The organism is Actinomadura gamaensis (assembly GCF_042652125.1).
Taxonomy (GTDB): domain Bacteria; phylum Actinomycetota; class Actinomycetes; order Streptosporangiales; family Streptosporangiaceae; genus Spirillospora; species Spirillospora gamaensis.
On the sequence record NZ_JBHSIT010000002.1, the window covers coordinates 263066 to 282513 of the forward strand.

Here is a 19448-nt window from a genome sequence, read left to right on the forward strand (position 1 = left end):
ATGCCCGACGACCGCCCGGTGACGGTCGGCGTGGACGCCTCGCCGGCCGCCGAGCAGGCGCTGGCCTGGGCCGCCGCCGACGCCGAGCTCCAGGGAAGGACGCTCCACGTCGTCCACGCGGTGGAGAACTGGCCCTTCGACATCCCCTTGCAGCCGCCGCCCGGGTTCACCGAGTCGCTGCGCCAGTCCGGGGCGGAGGTCCTCGCCAAGGCCGAGCGGCTCGCCCGCACGCGCGCGAAGACCGTGGACGTCACCACCGAACTGGTCGCCGAGACGCCGGCGCGGGCGCTGTGCGACCGGTCGGCGCGGGCCCGGGAGATCGTGGTGGGGAGCCGCGGGCTCGGCGGCTTCACCGGCTTGGTGCTCGGTTCGGTGAGCCTTCGCGTCGCCGAGCGCTCGACCGCGCCGGTGGTGGTGGTCCGGGAGAGCGGCGCGCCGGGACGGGCCGAGGGCGAGATCGTCGCGGGCCTCGGGCTCGCCGACGACGACGCCGTCCTCGAGTACGCCTTCCGGCAGGCGCGGGCGCACGGCGCGCGCCTGCGGGTGCTGCACGCCTGGTCCGTTCCGGACGGCCGCGCCGACGCGCTGCGCCGCGCCGAGGACGACGAGCGGCTGCGGTGGGCGCAGGTGAGGGCGCACGCGCCCTGGCGGAAGCGGTTCGCCGACGTCGCCGTCACCGAGGAGGTGGCCCGGCGGCACCCCGTGGCGGCCCTCGTGGACGCCGCGGCGGGCGCCGACCTGCTGGTGGTCGGCCGGCGGCGGCGTCCGGGGCCGGTGTGGCGGGGGCTCGGCTCGGTCAGCCACGGCGTCCTGCACCACGCCCGCTGCCCGGTGGCCGTCGTCCCGCAGCCCCGCTGACCGGGGCGGACGCTCCGGCCGCCCCGGCCCGGCGGGCGGCGACGCGCCGGACGACCAGGCGGCGCAGCTCGTCCGATCCCCACACGATCACGGGGAACGTCGCCAGCAGCGCCAGGACGTCGGGCGGCAGCGCCGCCGTGCCGACGAGCCGCTGGAGCGGCGGCGCGTAGACGAGCAGGGCGGTGAAGACCAGCTCGAACCCGATGCCCGCCAGCAGCAGCGGGTTGGTGAACAGGCCGATCCGGCGGAGCGAGGCGTGGTCGGTGCGGGCGGCCATGGCGGTGCCGACCTGGCAGGCCACGATCCCCGCGAACGTCGCGGTGGTCGCCGTCAGGTACGCGTGATGCAGCGGGCTGCCCGGTCCGGTGGGATCGCCCGGATGCCATCCGGCCGTCCCCAGCACGTACCAGAACGCGCCCATGACCAGGGCGGCCGACAGGAGCCCGAGGAAACCCCAGGCGCGGACGAGCATGCCCCGCGTGATCACGCCCTCGGACGCGGGCCGCGGCGGCCGGTCCATCACGCCCGGCTCGGCGGGCTCGCGGCCGAGCGCCAGCGCGGGCAGCGTGTCGGTGCCGAGGTCGATGGCCAGGATCTGCAGCACGGTCAGCGGCGGCGGGACGCGCCCGGTGCTGAGCGCGAACGCCAGGAACGGCACGATCTCCGGCACGGCGTGCGTGAAGATGTACAGCACGAACTTGCGGACGTCGTCGAACGCACGGCGGCCCGCCTCGACCGCGGTGACGATGGTGGCGAAGTCGTCGTCGGTGAGCACCATCGTGGCGGCCTCGCGCGCGACGTCGGTGCCGGAGCGGCCCATCGCGACGCCGATGTGCGCTCGGTGCAGCGCCGGGGCGTCGTTCACGCCGTCGCCGGTCATGGCGACGACCTGCCCGCGGGCGCGCAGCGCGTCGGCGATGCGCAGCTTGGTCTCGGGCGACGACCGGGCGAACACGATCTCGGTGTCGGCGTCCAGGAGCCGGTCCAGGTCCCGGTCGGTCAGGGACTCGGAGTCGGGGACGGTCCGCAGGTCCGGCACGCCGATGCCGACCTCGCGGGCCACGGCCGCGGCGGTCGCCCCGTTGTCGCCGGTGACGACGTGGACGCGGAGCCCGGCGCGGTGGCAGCGCGCGACGGCGTCCGGGACCTCGGCGCGCGGCGGGTCGTGCAGCCCGGCCAGGCCGAGCGGGCGGAGACCGGTCTCGGCGTCCTCGCGGTGCTGCGGGACGGCGGCGTCCGGCGGCAGTTCCCGGACGGCCACCGCCAGCACCCGCAGGCCGCGCCCGGCGAGATCGGCCGCCGCGGCGAGCAGCGCGTCGCGGTCGGCGCCCGGGGCCAGCCGGGCCGCGACCGCCTCGGGCGCGCCCTTGACGGTCACCACCAGCCGCCCGTCCCGGTCCGACACCGTGGACATCAGCCGCAGTCTCGGGTCGAACCGGAACATCGCCCGCCGGCGGGCGTCCCGCGCCGCCGGGTCGGCGGCGACCCCGGCGGCGGACGCTCCCTCGACCAGCGCCACCTCGGTCGGGTCGCCCACCAGCGCGCCGTCCTCGTCCCTGGTCACGGTGGTGCACTCGGCCATCGCCTCGGCGAGCGGAACCGTCCCGGGACCGGGTTCCCGCTCACCGTCCGGCGTCCACGGTCCGGGCCGGGCCCGGCCGTCCGGTGCCGGCGGGGCGGGACCGGGGGCGCCGTCCGGGGCCCAGAGGGCGCGCAGGCGCATGCGGTTCTCGGTGAGGGTGCCGGTCTTGTCGGTGCAGACGACGTTGGTCGAGCCGAGCGTCTCCACGGCGCTGAGCCGCTTGACGACCGCGCCGCGCCGGGCGAGCACCCGCACGCCGACGGCCAGCGCGAGGGTGATGGTCGGCAGCAGCCCCTCGGGGACGTTGGCGACCAGCAGCCCGATCGCGAAGGTCAGCGCGTCCCGCGGCGGCAGGCCCGCCGCCGCGCCGACGACGAGGAACGCCGCGCCCATCCCGACCGCGACCGCCGCGATCAGCCACGCGACGCGCTTCACCTGGCGCTCCAGCGGGCTCGGTTCGCGCCGGGTGCGCTGGCTGAGCGCCGCGATCCGGCCGAGCTCGGTCCGGGCGCCGGTGGCGAACACGACGGCGGTCGCCTCGCCGCCGACGCAGGTGGTGCCGCTGAACACGAGGTTGGGTTCGCGCAGCGGGAGGACGCCGTCCAGGGCGGGCCCGGCCAGCCGCTCCACGGGCGCGGACTCGCCGGTCAGCATCGACAGGTCGACCTCCAGCGCGCCGTCGGTGAGCCGCGCGTCGGCGGGGATCCGGTCGCCCTCCGCCAGCGCGACGAGGTCACCCGGCACCAGGTCGCGCACCTCGACGGCGCGGAGCGTCCCGTCCCGCACGACGCGGGCCCGGTCGGGCAGGTAGCGGGCCAGGGCCTCCACCGCCCGCTCGGCCTGCCGCTCCTGGACGAGCGCGAACGCGGCGTTCAGCACGATCACCGCCAGGATCGCCCAGCCCAGGGTGGGGGTGCCCGCGACGAACGCCAGCGCCCCCGCGCCCCACAGCAGCAGCGCCAGCGGATGCACGAGCTGCCGTCCCAGCTCCCGCGGGAGCGAGGAGGTCTCCCGGCGGCGGACCTCGTTCGGCCCGTACACCGCGACGCGCCGTTCGGCCTCCCGCTGCGACAGCCCGCCCGGTCCGGTCCCGAGCTCCCGGCGCAGTAGCGGCAGCGGCTCCTCCGGGTCGACCGTCGCGGCCGGACTCACGGTGGCGGTCGGGGCGGCGTCGCCCGTCCGATGATCCATGGATCTCACGCTCTGCGACCCCCGCACGCGCCGGGAGGGCCGCTCGGCCGCCCATCCCGTGCCGAAGGTCCCGAACGGACCGCCGTCCTCCTTCGAGTCCGGCTTCAAGCTTCGGGCCCGGCTTCGGGGCCGGCTTCGGGTCCGGTTCGCCGCGGGAGCCGCGTCCCCGGGTGCGGCAAGTGCGAAAGTCCTGGCCCGGCGGGGCCTTCCGCCTCTACGGACGGAGCGGGCGCGAGGCGTGTGATGGAAGGGAGCGAACGGAAGGACGACGCGATGAGCTGGGGTTCCCACATCCTCGTCGGCTACGACGGCACGACCGACGGCGAGCGCGCACTGCGCTGGGCCGCGACCGAGGCGAAGATCCGGAAGCTGCCGCTGAGCGTCTGCCACGCCTGGCGCTGGCCCTATCCGATCGCCTACATCGACCACGAGGGCGCGGTCATCGTCCGCAAGATGGGCCGCCACGTGCTCGACCACGGGGTGGCGCGCGCCCGGGAGATCGCGCCGACGGTCACCGTCAAGGGGCATCTGGCGGACGGCCCGGCGGACTCGGCGCTGCTGCACCTGGCCGAATCCGCCGAGATGATCGTGGTCGGGGCGCACGAGCGGACGGAGATGCCGCTCGGCTCGACCGCGCTCCGGCTGCCCGCCCGCGCCGACCGTCCGGTCGTGGTGGTCCGGCCGGACCACCACGGGCACCGGAGCGTCGTGGCCGGGTTCGACGGGTCGGCCGGGGCGGAGGCGGCGCTGGCCTTCGCGTTCGAGGAGGCGGCCGTCCGCCGCTGGAGTCTGCACGTGGTGTCCGGCTGCTGGGAGCCGAACGCCGCCGCCCCCGAAGACCTCGGCCTGTACGCCGACGAGCAGCGGCTGCGCCGGGTGCGCGGCGCGCGGCTGGAGCAGTCGGTCGCGCCGTGGTGCACCAAGTACCCGCAGGTGGAGACGCGGACGTCGCTGCTGGTCACCTCACCGCGCGAGGCGCTGCTGGAGGCCGCGCGCACCGCCGACCTGATCGTGGTCGGACGGCGCGGCGCCGGCGGCCGGGACGGCCTCCGCGTCGGCGCCACCACCAGCGCCATGCTCCAGCAGTCCCCCTGCGCGGTCGCCGTCGTCCCACCCCGCGCCGGCCTCTGACCCGCGCTATCCTCCGACTCCCCGGCCCGGGCGTCCACGCCGGACCGCCGCTCAGGGGCGATCCGTCCGACGCCCGGGCCGGGCCATGGAACTCTTCGGCCGCACGCCCGGGACGTGCGGCCGACGCCGAGGCCGAACGCAGGGGCGTGCGGCCGACGCCACGGCCGAGCGCAGGGGCGTGCGGCCGATGCCGAGGCGGACGCGCGGGGCGTGCGGTCCACGCCGCGGCGGTCGCGCAGGGGCGTGCGGTCCACGCCGAGGCCGAGCGCAGGGGCGTGCGGTCGGCGCCGAGGCGGACGCGCGGGGCGTGCCGCCGGCGCCGGACGGGCCGGGAGCACGTCGGGCTACGCCTCGGGACAACGGCCGGGCCGGGGCGGGGCGGCGTCGGCGGGGCCGGAGGTGGCGCCGGGCTGGTCCGGGGCGTCGGCGAGGACGAAGTAGTTCTCCTCCTCCTGCGCGAAGTGCAGGCGCAGCACGGCGCGCAGGTCCTCGATCGCGCGCCGCAGCTCGTCGCGCACGCCCGGACGGTCCGGATCCTCGTCCAGCTCGGCCCGCAGCAGGCCGATGCGGCGGGACAGGTCGGCGATCTCGGTGTGGGCGCGGCTCATCGCGCCGGTCGGGTCCGTCCCGCCGAGCGCGGCGGCGACGGCGGGATACAGGAGCCGCTCGTCCCGGCGCTCGTGCTCGGCCAGGTCGCGCAGGAACCCGGCCAGCTCGGTACCGGCGGACCGGCGGACGTCCGGGTCGGGGCCGGTCAGGGCGTCCGCGAGGGCGGGCAGGCGCTCGATGCGCGGCCACAGCGCCCGGTGCTCCTGGTCCAGGCGGCGGACGAGCTCGGCGTCGTCGCCGCGGAGCCGGGGCCAGCGGTCGCGGCCGGGGCCGAGCGCGCGCAGAGCGCCGAGGATGGCGGCCAGGTCGATCGCCTCCTGCACCACCGCGCCGACGGCCGGGGTGAGCAGCCCGAACGCCGCGACGCCCATCGCCGCCATCGACAGGCCCATCCCGGCCAGGACGCTCTGCCGCGCGATCCGCTGGGTGCGCCGCGCGATGGCGAGGGTCTCGGCGAGCCGTTCCAGCCGGTCGACGGTGACCACCACGTCGGCGGCCTCGGACGACGCGGTCACCCCCCGCGCCCCGAGCGCGACGCCCACCCCGGCGGCGGCCAGCGCGGGCGCGTCGTTGACGCCGTCGCCCACCATCACCGTCGCGGCGCGCCCGCTCTCGGCGCGGACGGCGGCGACCTTGCCCGCCGGGGACTGGTCCGCGCGGACCTCGTCGGCCCCGACCAGGTCCGCCACCGGGAGCGCGACGGCCTCCCGGTCGCCGGTCACCATGACGGTCCGGTCGATCCCGGCGTGCCGGAGCATCCGGAACGTCCGCGCGGCGTCGGGACGGATCCGGTCGCGCAGCAGCAGGGTCCCGGCCAGGCGGCCGTCCAGCCCGACGAACACGGTGATCGCCCCCCGCGCCGCCGCCCGGGCCCGAACCCGCGCGGCCCAGGCCCCACCCTCACCGCCCGCGCCGTCCCCGTCGCGCCCTCCGGCATCACCGTCCCCTGCGGCGCCCCCGTCGCGGACCGCGCCGGGAGCCGAGAACGCCGCGCCGCCGGCGGGCGAGGCCGCCCCGCCGGCGGGGAACGCTGCCCCGCCGGCGGGCGACGCCGTGCTGCCAGCGGGGAACGCTGCGCCGTCGGCGGGCGACGCCGTGCTGCCGGCGGGGGAGGCCGCGTCGGCCTCCGGGAAGGCCGCGCTGGTGGCTGGGGACGCCGCGTCGGTGGTGGGGGCGGCCGCCCAGTCGGCTTTGCCCACGGCTACGGTCCGGTCGCCGACCCGGCCGCGCACGCCGCGGCCGGGCTGCTCGACGACCCCGGTGGGCAGCCGCAGCGGCAGGCCGCGCTCGCGGGCGCCGCGCACGATCGCGGTGGCCAGCACGTGCGGCGACACCTGGTCCAGGGACGCGGCGGCACCCAGCAGCGCGTCGGCGTCGGCGTCGCCGCCGTCGCGGACGGCGACGTCGACCAGTTCGGGCCGTCCGGTGGTCACGGTGCCGGTCTTGTCGAACAGCAGGACGCGGGCGCGCGCGAGCCGCTCCAGCGCGCCGCCGCCCTTGACCACGACGCCGCGCCGGGCGCACCGCGACAGCCCGGACACGTAGGCGATCGGCGCGGCGAGGATCAGCGGGCAGGGGGTGGCGACGACCAGCACCGCCACCGCCCGGACCGGGGTGCCCGCCGCGGCCCACGCCACTCCGGCCAGGGCGAGCGTCGCCGGCAGGAACAGCGCGGCGTACCGGTCGGCGAGCCGGACGAACGGCGCGGACTCGGCGGCCGCGTCGCGCGCGAGCCGCACGATCCCGGCGTAGGTGCTGGTCGCCGCGTCGGTGGTGGCGCGCAGCGGGAACGGGCCGCCGGCGTTGACGGTGCCGCCGCGCGCCTCCTCGCCCGTCCGCCGCTCGACCGGGAGCGGCTCGCCGGTGAGGGTCGACTCGTCCAGGACGGCCGGACCCGCCTCGACCCGCCCGTCCACCGGGACGATCTCCCCGGCGCGCACCTGGAGCCGGTCGCCCGGCCGGACCTCGGCGACGTCGACGGTCGTGACGGTTCCGCCGTCCTCGCGGTGCGCCACGCGCGGCGCCAGCGACAGGAGGGCGCCGAGGTCGCGGCGGGCGCGGCGTCCGGCGCGGCGCTCCAGCACCCGGCCGCCGGTGACCATCACCCCGATGACCGCGCCCGCCAGGTACTCGCCGACGGCGAGCGTCCCGGCGAGGGCGAGCACGGCGATGAGGTCGCTGCCGATGCGGCGGTGCCGCAGCCCGTCCACGACCCACCACGCGGCGGGGACCAGCGCCAGCAGCGTCACCGCCGTCCAGGCGGCGTCCCCCGCCTCCGGGGCGCCGAGCCACCGGGCCGCGCCTCCCGCCGCCAGCCCGCCCAGCGCCGCGGCCAGCAGCGCCTCGTCGCGCAGGTCCCACAGCCGGTGCGCCGCGGAACGCGGTGATGCACCCATGGAACGCGGTGATGCACCCATGGAACGTCCCCTCTCCCGGACGACCCGTCCGTTCCGCGAACCATGCTTCCGGGGCGCGGGCGCACCCCGTAGGGACGAAGGTCCCCTCGGCCGGGTGCCGTCCGGACGCGTTCCGCCACGTCGGACGCGCGGGCCGAAGGTCCCGCCGACGCCCGACGCCCGTCCCTGCCCGGCCCGGTCCCTCCGGCCGACAGTGGAGGGAGGAAGGACGCGAAGGGAGCGGATGTGATGGACACCGGAACGCACCTTCTCGTCGGGTTCGACGGCACCTTCGAGGCGGACCGTGCGCTGCGCTGGGCCGTCCGCGAGGCCGGGCTGCGGCGCCTGCCGCTGACGCTCTGCCACGCCTGGCGCTGGCCCTACCCGGCCACCTACATCGACCACAACGCGGCGGCGATCGTGCGCCGGATGGGCGAGCACCTGCTCGACCACGGGGTGCGGCGGGCGCGCGAGCTCGATCCCGGCCTCACCGTGCGCAAGCGGCTGATGTCCGGCCCCGCCTACAGCGCGCTGCTGCACCTGTCCGGCGACGCCGAGCTGATCGTCGTCGGCTCGCGTCCGCCGGACGAGGTGCCGCCCGGCTCGACCGCCCTGCGCGTCCCGGCGAAGGCCGTCCGTCCCACGATCGTGGTGCGCGCCGCGCACGTCCGGCACCGCCGCGTGGTGGCGGGGTTCGACGGGTCGGCGGCGGGGGACGCGGCGCTGGAGTTCGCCGTCCGCGAGGCGGTGCTGCGGGGCGCGCGCCTGTGCGTCGTGCAGGGCTGCTGGGAGCCCGGCGGCGCCGAGACCGGCGACCTCGCGCTGTACGCCGACGAGGACAAGCTGCGCCGGGTGTTCGGCGAGCGCCTCGAGCGCGCGGTGGCCCCCTGGCGGGAGCGGTACCCGGCCGTGCGGGTCGAGACCGCGCTGCTGCTGGAGCCGCCGCGCCGCGCGCTGTTCGCCGCCGCCGACTCCGCCGACCTGGTCGTCGTCGGCGACCGCGGCATCGGCGGCACGCGCCCCGACGGCCTCGGCCTGATCGCCGCCGCCGTCCTCCAGCACGCCCCCTGCACGGTAGCGGTCGTCCCCGCCGCCGCCTGAGCCGCATGCAGAAGGCTTCGCCTCACGCGAATCTCCTCACCGGCCGGCTATCGCCTCGTCGGGAACGAGCGGTGCTCGTGACACGGGAAGGCCACGGTGAAGGACTGCGCACTGTGACGGGTTCGGGACCTTTGGTAGGCCGCCGCGGCACGTGGGTCCCTGCCGCGCCGAGGCGGATGCGGATAGACGTGAAGGGAGAGCGGGTCGACCGGCGGCCCGCACGGCCCCACGGAGGCCGGCAGCATGGCCGAGGCGACACGGCTGACCTTTCGAGATCTCGATTTGATGATCCGGGAGGACGCGTACGGGGACTGCTGGGTCGAGGCCGTGGGAGCACCGGGTGCGCGAAGCGAACCGGTCCGGCTCACGCTGGACGATCCCCAGATCATCACCTGGGTACGGCGGTTCCGGAACGGCGAGGCGGACGCCGAGACCGCCAAGGCGCTGGGCAGGGCCCTGTGGACCGCGGTGTTCTCGGACCAGATCGCGATGCTGTGGGATCGGATGCGCGGGACTCTGGGGCGCCAGACCGCTCTGCGGGTGCGCCTCGACATCAGGAAGGCGTTCCTCGCGAACCTGCCCTGGGAGCTGATGAGGCCGGACGCGGCCGTCGAGGATGAGATCGCCCTGGCCTTCTCACCGCGTAGGCTCATCACCCGCTGCGCCTATGATCTCGGCCCGCGCAGCGGGTTCGGCGCTCCCGACCAGCTGAGAATCCTCGTCGCCGTCGCGACGCCGGACGACCAGGAGCGGTTCGACTGGGAAGCGGTCGTTCACGCCGTCGAGCGCTCCCTCGCCCGTGAGGTGTCCGCGGGCCGCGCGGTGGTGGACGTGGTGTCCAGGACGACCAAAGGCGCTCTCGACGACGCCCTCCTGGAGGGCTGCGACGTCCTCCACTTCGTCGGCCACGGCCGGTTCGCGCACGAGGAGAGCTGTCTTCTGCTGGAGACGCGCGAGCACGGGTCGAGACCGCTGGACGCCCGGGAACTCGGCCGTATGCTGGCCGGCACCGGTGTCCGGCTCTTCGTCGCCACCGCCTGCAACCTGGCCGCCGCCTCCCTGCTGGATCCCCGGCTGGGGATCGCCGACGCCGCGCTGCACGCCGACGTCCCGGCCGTCGTCGCGATGCAGGGTTACTTCTCCGACCGCGAGTCGGCGGCCTTCTCCCAGGGTTTCTACACCGCGCTCATCAACGGTGAGCCGCTCGAGACCTGCGTGACCGAGGGGCGCGCCCGCATTTTCAGCGACGTCAACGGATGGCGTTCGAACTGGGCCGCGCCGGTGCTCTACACCAACGTCCAGGACGGGCTGCTCTTCGACCACTTCGCGACGCCGGACGGCCGAGGCGATGCGCCGGCCCAACCACGGCGGACGCTCGTGGAGAGCCTGCCGACGCCGTGGTACGAGGTGCTCTGGCACCGGGACGACGAGCTGCGGCGGATCATCGACGCCATCACCGCCGAGCGGCCGCAACGCGTGGTCGTCATCGAGGGTGAGCCCGGCACCGGAAGTTCGAGCCTCGCCCTGGAGGCCGCCCGCCGATGCCTGGACGCGTCGCGGAACAGGCCGCCTTCCCGGCAGACCTTCGCCGGCGCGATCTGGGTGTCGGGACGGAGGCCGCCGCTTCAGGCACCGCCACCCGTCCGGCGGACCATGGGATGGAGCATTGAGGACCTCTACCGTCGGCTGGACGAGGCCCTTCCGACGCCGGGCCTCGCCGAGGCGGGGCCGGACGAGCGGTGGGACCTGTTGCGCGCCGCGCTCCGGCAGGAACGCTATCTGATCGTCATCGACGACTTCGACGAGCTGCGCGGGCTCAACCTGGAGCAGCTCGTCGATCGGGTGCCCGAGCCGACCGTACTGCTGGTCACCACCCACGAACCGCTGGTCACCACCCACGAACTGCAGGCCGCCGGAGGTCTCCGGATATCGGCGGGGCACTTCGCGGCCGGGGACGCGGCGGACCTGTTCCGCCGCATGGCCCGGTCCCTGGATGTGGCGGGGAACCTGGGCGCGCTGTCGGAGCGGATCGGAAGGGCGTCGGGCAACACGCTCGTGCTCCGCCTGCTCGCGGGACGTTTGACGGCGGGACTCGGCGTCCGCCTGCCCGCACCCCCGGAGCATCCGTCCGCCGCACCCGACACCGAGCTCCTGAGGCGGCTGATCTCGGACTGCCTGGACGGCTGTTCCGAAGGCGAACGATCGCTCCTGGAGACCATCGCGATCTTCCCCGAGCCGATCGGTCTCACGGACCTGGCCGAGCTGACGCGACGCCCGGCCCCGGAGCTCGTGACCATGCTCGGCCGGCTGGGCCGGTTGGGTCTGGCCCAGTTCGACGACGGCGCGACCGTCCAGATGGCGCGGCGGATCAGGCTCGAAGTACTGCGCGATCTCACCGACGAGGGGGCCGAGGCGCGGATCACCGAGGCCGTCGAGGACATGCTCGAAATCCTCGACGGCGCGAGCGCGAAGCCGGGCGGTGTGCAGCCGCGGCGGACGCGCGCGCAGGTGGGCAACGCGCTGTGGGCCGCCTCCCAGGCGCACGCGCTGCACGACTGGAAGGGGGTCCTGAGCTACCGCGACCGGCTGCACGAGTCCCTCTTCCGGCAGGGCATGTGGAGGGCGGGGGTCAGGCTCGGGAAGTGGGCCTACGATGCCGCCGACCGGATCGACGACGACGAGAGCCAGGCGTGGTGCGCTCTGTACCCGCTGGCCAGGCACTGCTTCTACCGGAAGGACTACGACCAGGCTCGGCTGTGGAGCGAGCGCGCCCTCGACAAGTTCACCCGGTTGGGTCAGGGACACGGCATCGCGTGTGCCAAGCGCTACCTCGGCCGGGTCATGGCCGTGACGGGCCGGCCGACCGACGCCCTGCGCCTTTACCGCGAAGGCCTCGGCGAGCAGGACGTCCACGCGGACATGCGGGGTCATCTCATCACCGCGATCGCGGAGCACGACCAGCGCCGAGGTGAGCTCGAGGCGGCGAGGGACGGCTACGAGAAGGCTCGTGCGATCTATTCCGCTCTCCAGGACGACATCGGCATGGGAACCGCCGAACACCACCTGGGAGAGATCGCCCTCGCCTTCGACCAGTTCGAGGAGGCCAGGGAGCACATGAACCGCGCGCTGCGCCTGTTCGAGCGCAACGACTGGCTCGAGCGCTGCGGCCAGGCCCTGAAGAGCCTCGCCGAACTCGAGCAGCGCGCCGGGGACGAGGACAGGGCGCGCGGCTATCTCCGGCACGCCGAGCATGCGCTCAAGCAGCACGGTGCATGGGCCGAACTCGCCGGAGTCGGTGCGCGACTGGCGGGACTGGGATTCCACGATCCGGCGCAGGGTGTCCCGCTCGGCGCTCTCGGGGCGGCAGACCTCGCCCGGCTGGTGGGTGACACCGACTGGATGCGTTGTCTCTGGCGCAACCCGGTCGGAGCCTTCGCCCTGCAATGCCCGGTCGCGGGCTGTCCCGAACGCCGGATCGTTCACGACCGGTGGGAGGAGAACTGGCCGCACTGCCTTCACCATCATGAGCGGCTCGTCCAGATCGTCGCCGATGGAGCGGTCGGATGACCTGGCAGGCGCTCTTCCGGGCGGGAGGATCATTCGGAGCTCGGTTCAACCTGGTCAGTGCCGTCCCGACGGCCTTCCTCGCCGGGTTCGTGATCGCCCTCGCCTGGAGCGGCGCTCCGGGCACCGAGCCGTCATGGCAGCACCTACTGCGGACGGCCCGGAATCTCACGCTCGGCGAGGCGGTGCTGCTGGTTCTCCTCGTTCTGTTCGCATCGCTTTTCGGCCAGCCCCTGCAGCGCCCGCTCGTGCGGTTGCTCGAGGGGTACTGGGCCGAGCGGCCCGGGCTCCCCGTGGTGCTGTGGAGAGCGGCGAGGCACTGCCAGTACCGCCGTTTCGTCCAACTGGAGCGCATCGCGTCGCCGAAGGCGGACCAGGAGCCACGTCCTACGGGGGTCGACCGCGCCTACCTCCACCACCTTCGGCGCAACGGCCAGGACGATGCCGAGGCCGCGTGGTTCATCAAGGAATGGAAAGCCGTCGGCGAAGAGCGCGCCTTCAGGGCCGCCGGATGGAAACGAAGCCGTTTCCCCCGCCCGGAACGTCTGCTGCCGACCGCGTTGGGTAACGCGTTGCGTGCGGCCGAGGACTCGGCGGCGCAGCGATACGGCCTGGACACGGTGACGATGTGGCCCGCGTTGCACGCGGTTCTGGCGCCGCAGGTGCGTGAGGCCGTGGACGACCAGCGCGACCAGCTGGACTTCGCGGCGCGGCTCTGCGCGGTGCTCGTCCTCTGCGCGCTGGTCGCGGTCTGCCTGCTCTGGGGTTACTGGCTCGACCTGGGCGTTCTGACGGGCCTGGCGCTGGGGGCCGCCCGGGTCGCCTACCGGGCCGCAGTACTCGCGGCGGAGGGGTACGGCGTCATGATCCGCATGGCCTTCGACCTGCAGCGTTTCGACCTGCTCACCGCCCTTCACCTGCCGCTTCCGGACGACTCGGCGGAAGAGTGGGAAGCCAACCGGCTGCTCACGGCGCGGCTCACCCTCGACCCCCAGCTCCTGCTCCGGTACCGGCACCCGGCGGGATGAGCCAGTCACAGAGTGCGTCCAGACTCCTCACGATACGGTCCGGCGGGCAGTCCGGCAGGCCCGCGCCCAGATCACCGCCGCGGTCGAGCAGCACCGGCCGCACTCCCGCTGCGCGCGCTCCGCGCATGTCACGATCCGGCGAATCCCCCACGTACACCGCCTGCTCCGGAGGAACGCCCAGCCGTCGCAGGGCCATCGCGAACAGCCGCGGGTCGGGTTTGTGGAAGCCGTGCTCGCCCGAGGCGATCGCGACGCGGAACAGGGGGGCGAGCCCGGTCGCGGCCAGCTCCGGACGGAAGAACGCCCGCTGAGCGTCGCTGATGACGGCGAGTTCGAAACGGGGGCGCAGGCGTCCGAGGGCGGGGAGCACGTCGGGAAAGAGCTCGAACCTCACGATGCTCAACGTGCGGAAGGCTCCCGCGGTCGCCGCGGCCAGGCCGGAGGGATCGGCGTGGCCCGCCTCGGTGAGGATGTCCTGGAACGCGAGGGTCACATCGACCTCGCCGTAGGGTTCCCGACTCTCCCGGAGCTGTCTCGCCAAGCCGGCGAAGAACCCGGCGGACAGGTCCCCGGGCGAGATCCTCACGTCCTGGTAGGACAGGAAGCCGGCGAGGCCGCGCCACACCCGCTCGTGCCGCTCGTTCGTCCAGATGTCGATGAGCGTCCGGTAGAGGTCGAAGAGCACGGCACGGACGTTCAACGCGTCAGACACCGCATGGCCTCCCTGGTGAGCCAGCGCCGGTGACCGATCTCCTCCCACGGGTTGCGGGCGATGCGCAGTTCGGAACAGCCCATGTGGAAACGCGCTCGCTCCGTGAGGCTTCCGAAATCACCGGCCTCGGGCACCGCCGCCCGGTGGTACTCCCGGTAGAAGCTCTGGATGTGCGGCTCGCTCGCCCACGCGTCCTCGGTGGAACGGGCGAACAGATGCTTCAGTTCGCCCGCCAGCCGGCCGATGTCGGCGGCCCGGTCAGCGTGGTGCAGCTTCTCGAAGTCGATGACCACGAGTCCGTCGTCCCCGAAGAGGAACTGCGTCGGAGTCGCGTCCCCGTGCACCAGGACCTCGGGCGCGCCGGTGAGGACCCCGTCGGCGCGCCAGGTGCGCTGGAGGCGGCGCAGATCCTCGGCCTGCGAGAGAGTGATCACTCGCCAGGCGAGCAACTGCCGGGTGATCTTCTCCAGGTACGCGACGGGTTCTCGCCCATCGTCCGGCGGACCGGTGGGCGAGCGATCGTGCAGCATCGCGAGGAACCGCGCGACGGCGGCCAGCGCGCCGTCGAGCTCGGCGTGCGCGCCCTCCAGCGCCGCGTCGCGGATGGCCGCGTACAGGTCGTCGCCGGAAACGAACTCCTCCACGAGCAGGCAGCCGAGTTCCGAGTTCACGGCGAGCGGGCGGACGGCGCGCAGCGGGGGCCGGTCCAGTCCCAGCCGGCGTACGAGCCGGATGCCCTGGAACTCCTGCCGCATCAGTCGGGCCCGCAACGCGTGGCGGTCCCCGGCCCCCTGGCGGCCGTCGATCCATTTCAGGCCGTAGGACTTCAGCGCGAGTGAGAGGCCGGTGCGCGCCTCGTCGCAGCGCAGGACCGCGCTGTCGCCGATCCGCGTCAGCTGAAACCGCGGCCGTGGGCACTCCACGCCGAGGCGGTCCCGCAGGATCTCGTCGGCGAGGAACGACGCCAAGGGGCTTCCAGCGGCCACGGGACCGGAGGAGAACAGGGAGGAGCCGCCGGTGGACGGCTCGGGGACGGTCATGCCGGTCGCCTGCGCTTCGATGGCCGGGTGCGTGCTCGACGACCCCAGCCTTCGCGGGGCCGGCCGCCGACCGCCATGGTCCAACGACTCGTCCGGCGAGGGCTTTGGTCCCGTTCGCGGGAGCGGCGGTGCGGGGAGAAGGGCGGAGGCGGTCTGGCGTGGTGTCGCGTGGCGATGGTCATCCGCGTGATGTGACCTTCGGCCCTGCCGGTGCGGTGGGGCGGGTGGTGCGCTGGAGATCGCCGACCCCTGGAGGAACCGTGCAGTTGACCGATGCCGAGCTGGACCGGATGGACGCCTGGTGGCGGGCCGCCAACTACCTGGCGGTCGGGCAGATCTACCTGATGGCCAACCCGCTGCTGCGCGAACCGCTGCGGCCCGAGCACGTCAAGCCGCGGCTGCTCGGCCACTGGGGGACGTCACCCGGGCTGAACTTCTGCTACGTCCACCTCAACCGCGCGATCCGGACGCGCGACCTCGACATGATCTACATCATGGGGCCGGGCCACGGCGGTCCGGCGGCGGTCGCGAACGCCTGGCTGGAGGGGACCTACTCCGAGGTCTATCCGCACGTCTCGCAGGACGCGGGGGGCATGGCACGGCTGTTCCGGCAGTTCTCCTTCCCCGGCGGCGTGCCGAGCCACGTCGCGCCGGAGACGCCCGGGTCGATCCACGAGGGCGGCGAGCTCGGGTACTCGCTCGCGCACGCCTACGGCGCCGCGTTCGACAACCCGGACCTCGTCGTCGCGTGCGTCGTCGGCGACGGCGAGGCCGAGACCGGGCCGCTCGCGACGAGCTGGCACTCGACCAAGTTCGTCGATCCGGTGCACGACGGCGCGGTGCTGCCGATCCTGCACCTGAACGGCTACAAGATCGCCAATCCGGCGGTGCTGGCCCGCGTCCCCGAGGACGAGCTGCTGAGCCTGTTCGAGGGCTACGGGTACGCGCCGGTGATCGTGTCCGGGGACGACCCGGCGAAGGCGCACCGCGACATGGCCGCCGCGCTCGACGACGCCCTGGACGAGATCGCCCGCATCCAGCGCGCCGCCCGCGAGCCCGGAGCGGCCGGAACCGCCGGGGACGCGGGCGGGCGGCCGCGGTGGCCGATGATCGTCCTGCGCACGCCCAAGGGCTGGACCGGCCCGAAGGAGGTGGACGGCGTGCCGGTCGAGGGCACGTGGCGGGCCCACCAGGTGCCGCTGAGCGGCGTCCGCGAGAAGCCGCGGCACCTCGCGCAGCTGGAGGAGTGGCTGCGGTCCTACCGCCCGGACGAGCTGTTCGACCGGGGCGGACGCCCCGTCGCGGCGCTGCGCGAGATCGCCCCCGTCCAGGAACGCCGGATGAGCGCCAACCCGCACGCCAACGGCGGCCTGCTGCTGCGCCCGCTCGAACTGCCCGATCCCCGGACGCACGCCGTGCCGGTGGACAAGCACGGCACCGCGACCGCCGAGGCCACCCGCGTCCTCGGCGAGTACCTGCGCGACGTGGTGGCCGCCAACCCGTCCGACTTCCGGATCATGGGCCCGGACGAGACCGCCTCCAACCGGCTCGGCGCGGTGTTCGAGGTGACCGACCGGGTGTTCGCGGGCGAGCGGCGCGGCACCGACGAGCACCAGGCCGCGTCCGGGCGGGTCATGGAGGTGCTGAGCGAGCACCTGTGCCAGGGCTGGCTGGAGGGCTACCTGCTCACCGGGCGGCACGGGCTGTTCAACACCTACGAGGCGTTCACGCACATCGTGGACGCGATGTTCAACCAGCACGCCAAGTGGCTGAAGGTCAGCCGGCACCTGCCCTGGCGGCGGCCGGTCGCCTCGCTGAACTACCTGCTGTCCTCGCACGTGTGGCGGCAGGACCACAACGGCTTCACCCACCAGGACCCCGGCTTCCTGGACGTCGTCCTCAACAAGAAGGCCGAGATCACCCGCGTCTACCTTCCGCCGGACGCCAACACCCTGCTGTCGGTGGCCGACCACTGCCTCCGCTCCCGCGACTACGTGAACGTGATCGTCGCGGGCAAGCAGCCCGCGCCGGTGTGGCTGCCGATGGACGAGGCGGCCCGGCACTGCGAGCGCGGGATCGGCATCTGGGAGTGGGCGAGCACCGACGGCGGCGCCGACCCCGACGTCGTCCTGGCCTGCGCCGGGGACGTCCCGACCCTGGAGACGCTCGCCGCCGTGGACCTGCTGCGGCAGTACTTCCCCGCGCTGCGGATCCGGGTCGTGAACGTCGTGGACCTGATGAGGCTGCAACCCGCGGGCGAGCATCCGCACGGGCTGACCGACGCCGAGTACGACGCGCTGTTCACCACCGACCGGCCGGTCATCTTCGCCTTCCACGGCTACCCGTACCTGATCCACCGGCTGGCCTACCGCCGCGCCGGGCACCACCACCTGCACGTGCGCGGGTACAAGGAGGAGGGCACGACGACCACCCCGTTCGACATGGTGATGCTCAACGACCTGGACCGGTTCCACCTGGTCATGGACGTCATCGACCGCGTCCCGTCCCTCGGCGGGCGGGTCGGGCACGTCCGGCAGCGCATGGCCGACCAGCGGCTGCGGGCCCGCGCCCACACCCGCGAGCACGGCGAGGACGCGCCGGAGGTCCGCGACTGGAGGTGGCCGTACTGATGCGCGTGCTGACCGTCAACCCCGGCTCCAGCAGCGTCAAGCTGGCCCTGCTGGACGGCGCGGACAACGTCCTGCACCACGCCGACCTGCCCACCGGCGGCGCGGACCGGGAGGCCGAGCGGTTCCTGGCCGCGGTGTCCCGCACGCCCGCCCCGGACGCGGTCGGGATCCGGTTCGTCCACGGCGGCCGCGACTTCACGCATCCCGCGGTCGTGGACGACGAGGTCGCCAAGCGGCTGCACGCGCTCGCCGACCTGGCGCCGCTGCACCAGCCGCTGTCGCTGTACGCGCTCGGCGAGGCGCGCCGCGCGCTGCCCGGCGTCCCGGTGGTGGCGTGCTTCGACACCGCCTTCCACGCCGGGATGCCCGAGGCCGCCGCGACCTACGCGCTGCCCGCCGAGTGGCGGGAGCGGTTCGCGATCCGCCGCTACGGCTTCCACGGCCTGTCGCACGCCCACGCCGCGGGTCGCGCGCCCGGACTGCTGGGGCCCTCGCGCCGGACCGTGGTGTGCCACCTCGGCTCCGGCGCGTCCCTGGCGGCGGTCGCCGACGGCCGGTCGGTCGACACCACCATGGGCTTCACGCCGCTGGAGGGCCTGGTCATGGCCACCCGCGCGGGCAACGTCGATCCGGGCGTCCCGCTGTGGCTGCTCAAGCACGGCGTCCCCGCAGGAGAGATCGACGACGCGCTGGAGCACCGGTCCGGCCTGCGCGCGCTGGCCGGGACGGGCGACATGCGGGAACTGCGCGCCCGCGAGGCCGGCGGCGACGAGACGGCGTCCGCGGCGCTGGCGGTCTACCACCATCGGCTGCGCGCCTGCGCCGCCGCGATGGTCGCCTCCCTCGGCGGTCTGGACGCCCTGGTCTTCACCGGCGGCGTCGGCGAGCACGATCCCGAGACCCGCCGCCGCCTCGTCGCCGACCTGGCCTTCCTCGGGCTGCGCCTGGACGAGGCCGCCAACGGCGCCGCGCGCGGCGACGCCGTCCTGACCGGTCCCGGCTCGTCCGCCGGGATCGCGGTCGTCACCGCACGCGAGGACGTCCAGATCGCCGCCGGCACCCGCGCGGCCCTGCGTCCGGACAGCTGAACAGCGCGGGGCGCGAGCGGCGCGCCCGCACCGTCGAACGGAGGTACCGGCATGCCGAGCACCGGAGTCCGCGGCCTCGACCGCGACGTCGAGGTCACCCGCCAATGGATCACCGTGGTCGCCGCGGCCTTCGGGACCACCGACCGCGAGTTCGCCCACCGGGCGCTGCGCGGCTGGCTGCGCACCGTCCGCGACCGGCTGCCGGCCGAGGTGGCGGCGCATTTCGCCGCCGAGCTGCCGGCCCTGCTGCGCGGCGTCTTCTACGACGGCTGGCGGCCGGGCCGCGTCCCGCGCAAGGACGACCTGGACGCCTTCACCGAGCACTTCGCGGCCGACGCCGGGATCGGACGCGCCGACGTGCCCCGCACCGCGGCGCTGGTCACCGAGGCGCTCGCCGCGCGGCTCCCGTCCGGTGCCCTGACGCACGTGCTGGACGACCTTCCCCGCGACCTGCGGCGGCTGCTGCACCCCAGCGCCGCGCCCGAGCACGGCACACCGATCTGAGACACCCGGGGAGT

12 protein-coding genes are annotated in these 19448 nt (G+C 74.9%); 8 read left to right on the forward strand and 4 right to left on the reverse strand.

Features of this window, described 5'->3' with window-relative positions; translation table 11 throughout:
- Positions 1 to 858, forward strand: a complete 858-nt coding sequence (locus ACFPCY_RS07125) for a universal stress protein (RefSeq protein WP_378252826.1) — start codon at positions 1 to 3, stop codon at positions 856 to 858.
- On the opposite strand, the gene ACFPCY_RS07130 is transcribed toward ACFPCY_RS07125, so the two are convergent.
- Positions 797 to 3631: a cation-translocating P-type ATPase gene (locus ACFPCY_RS07130; protein ID WP_378252827.1), complete on the reverse strand. Its 2835-nt coding sequence runs from the start codon at positions 3629 to 3631 to the stop codon at positions 797 to 799. The genes ACFPCY_RS07125 and ACFPCY_RS07130 overlap by 62 nt on opposite strands.
- A 273-nt stretch (positions 3632 to 3904) precedes the next feature.
- Between ACFPCY_RS07130 and ACFPCY_RS07135 the strand changes: the two genes are divergently transcribed.
- Positions 3905 to 4762, forward strand: a complete 858-nt coding sequence (locus ACFPCY_RS07135) for a universal stress protein (protein WP_378252828.1) — start codon at positions 3905 to 3907, stop codon at positions 4760 to 4762.
- Positions 4763 to 5106: 344 nt separating this feature from the next.
- Here the strand turns inward: ACFPCY_RS07135 and ACFPCY_RS07140 are convergent, their stop codons facing one another.
- Positions 5107 to 7767, reverse strand: coding sequence for a heavy metal translocating P-type ATPase (locus tag ACFPCY_RS07140; protein ID WP_378252829.1), 2661 nt, complete (start codon positions 7765 to 7767; stop codon positions 5107 to 5109).
- Positions 7768 to 8016: 249 nt separating this feature from the next.
- On the opposite strand from ACFPCY_RS07140, the gene ACFPCY_RS07145 reads away from it, so the two are divergent.
- The 3 genes from ACFPCY_RS07145 (at position 8017) to ACFPCY_RS07155 (ending at position 13460) form a co-directional block, all read left to right on the forward strand.
- Positions 8017 to 8868 (forward strand): universal stress protein, encoded by an 852-nt coding sequence (locus ACFPCY_RS07145; protein ID WP_378252830.1) that lies wholly within the window; start codon positions 8017 to 8019, stop codon positions 8866 to 8868.
- A 243-nt stretch (positions 8869 to 9111) separates the two neighbouring features.
- Positions 9112 to 12435, forward strand: coding sequence for a CHAT domain-containing protein (locus ACFPCY_RS07150; RefSeq protein ID WP_378252831.1), 3324 nt, complete (start codon positions 9112 to 9114; stop codon positions 12433 to 12435).
- The gene (locus ACFPCY_RS07155) at positions 12432 to 13460 is read left to right on the forward strand and encodes a hypothetical protein (protein ID WP_378252832.1); all 1029 of its coding nucleotides are present in this window, start codon (positions 12432 to 12434) and stop codon (positions 13458 to 13460) included. The genes ACFPCY_RS07150 and ACFPCY_RS07155 overlap by 4 nt, the downstream gene beginning before the upstream one ends.
- On the opposite strand, the gene ACFPCY_RS07160 is transcribed toward ACFPCY_RS07155, so the two are convergent.
- Positions 13411 to 14172, reverse strand: coding sequence for an HAD family hydrolase (locus ACFPCY_RS07160; protein WP_378252833.1), 762 nt, complete (start codon positions 14170 to 14172; stop codon positions 13411 to 13413). The two genes, ACFPCY_RS07155 and ACFPCY_RS07160, sit on opposite strands and share 50 nt — an antisense overlap.
- The gene (locus ACFPCY_RS07165; RefSeq protein ID WP_378252834.1) at positions 14157 to 15212 is read right to left on the reverse strand and encodes a phosphotransferase family protein; all 1056 of its coding nucleotides are present in this window, start codon (positions 15210 to 15212) and stop codon (positions 14157 to 14159) included. Before ACFPCY_RS07165 ends, ACFPCY_RS07160 begins: the two co-directional genes overlap by 16 nt.
- 260 nt (positions 15213 to 15472) lie before the next feature.
- Here ACFPCY_RS07165 and ACFPCY_RS07170 point away from each other — a divergent pair, with 260 nt between their 5' ends.
- From ACFPCY_RS07170 to ACFPCY_RS07180, 3 genes are read left to right on the forward strand one after another with little or no spacing between them, the layout of a single operon-like run.
- Entirely contained in the window at positions 15473 to 17842 is a 2370-nt protein-coding gene (locus ACFPCY_RS07170; RefSeq protein WP_378252835.1) for a phosphoketolase family protein, read from the forward strand.
- Positions 17842 to 18930 (forward strand): acetate/propionate family kinase, encoded by a 1089-nt coding sequence (locus ACFPCY_RS07175; protein ID WP_378252836.1) that lies wholly within the window; start codon positions 17842 to 17844, stop codon positions 18928 to 18930. Before ACFPCY_RS07170 ends, ACFPCY_RS07175 begins: the two co-directional genes overlap by 1 nt.
- A 51-nt stretch (positions 18931 to 18981) precedes the next feature.
- Positions 18982 to 19434: a DUF2267 domain-containing protein gene (locus ACFPCY_RS07180; RefSeq protein WP_378252837.1), complete on the forward strand. Its 453-nt coding sequence runs from the start codon at positions 18982 to 18984 to the stop codon at positions 19432 to 19434.
- Positions 19435 to 19448 lie beyond the last annotated feature (14 nt).

Coding starts and splice junctions, on each gene's coding strand:
- ACFPCY_RS07175 (WP_378252836.1), top strand. CDS start 17,842: ATGCGCGTGCTGACCGTCAACCCCGGCTCCAGCAGCGTCAAGCTGGCC.
- ACFPCY_RS07150 (WP_378252831.1), top strand. CDS start 9,112: ATGGCCGAGGCGACACGGCTGACCTTTCGAGATCTCGATTTGATGATC.
- ACFPCY_RS07145 (WP_378252830.1), top strand. CDS start 8,017: ATGGACACCGGAACGCACCTTCTCGTCGGGTTCGACGGCACCTTCGAG.
- ACFPCY_RS07130 (WP_378252827.1), bottom strand. CDS start 3,631: ATGGATCATCGGACGGGCGACGCCGCCCCGACCGCCACCGTGAGTCCG.
- ACFPCY_RS07165 (WP_378252834.1), bottom strand. CDS start 15,212: ATGACCGTCCCCGAGCCGTCCACCGGCGGCTCCTCCCTGTTCTCCTCC.
- ACFPCY_RS07125 (WP_378252826.1), top strand. CDS start 1: ATGCCCGACGACCGCCCGGTGACGGTCGGCGTGGACGCCTCGCCGGCC.
- ACFPCY_RS07155 (WP_378252832.1), top strand. CDS start 12,432: ATGACCTGGCAGGCGCTCTTCCGGGCGGGAGGATCATTCGGAGCTCGG.
- ACFPCY_RS07140 (WP_378252829.1), bottom strand. CDS start 7,767: ATGGGTGCATCACCGCGTTCCGCGGCGCACCGGCTGTGGGACCTGCGC.
- ACFPCY_RS07180 (WP_378252837.1), top strand. CDS start 18,982: ATGCCGAGCACCGGAGTCCGCGGCCTCGACCGCGACGTCGAGGTCACC.
- ACFPCY_RS07135 (WP_378252828.1), top strand. CDS start 3,905: ATGAGCTGGGGTTCCCACATCCTCGTCGGCTACGACGGCACGACCGAC.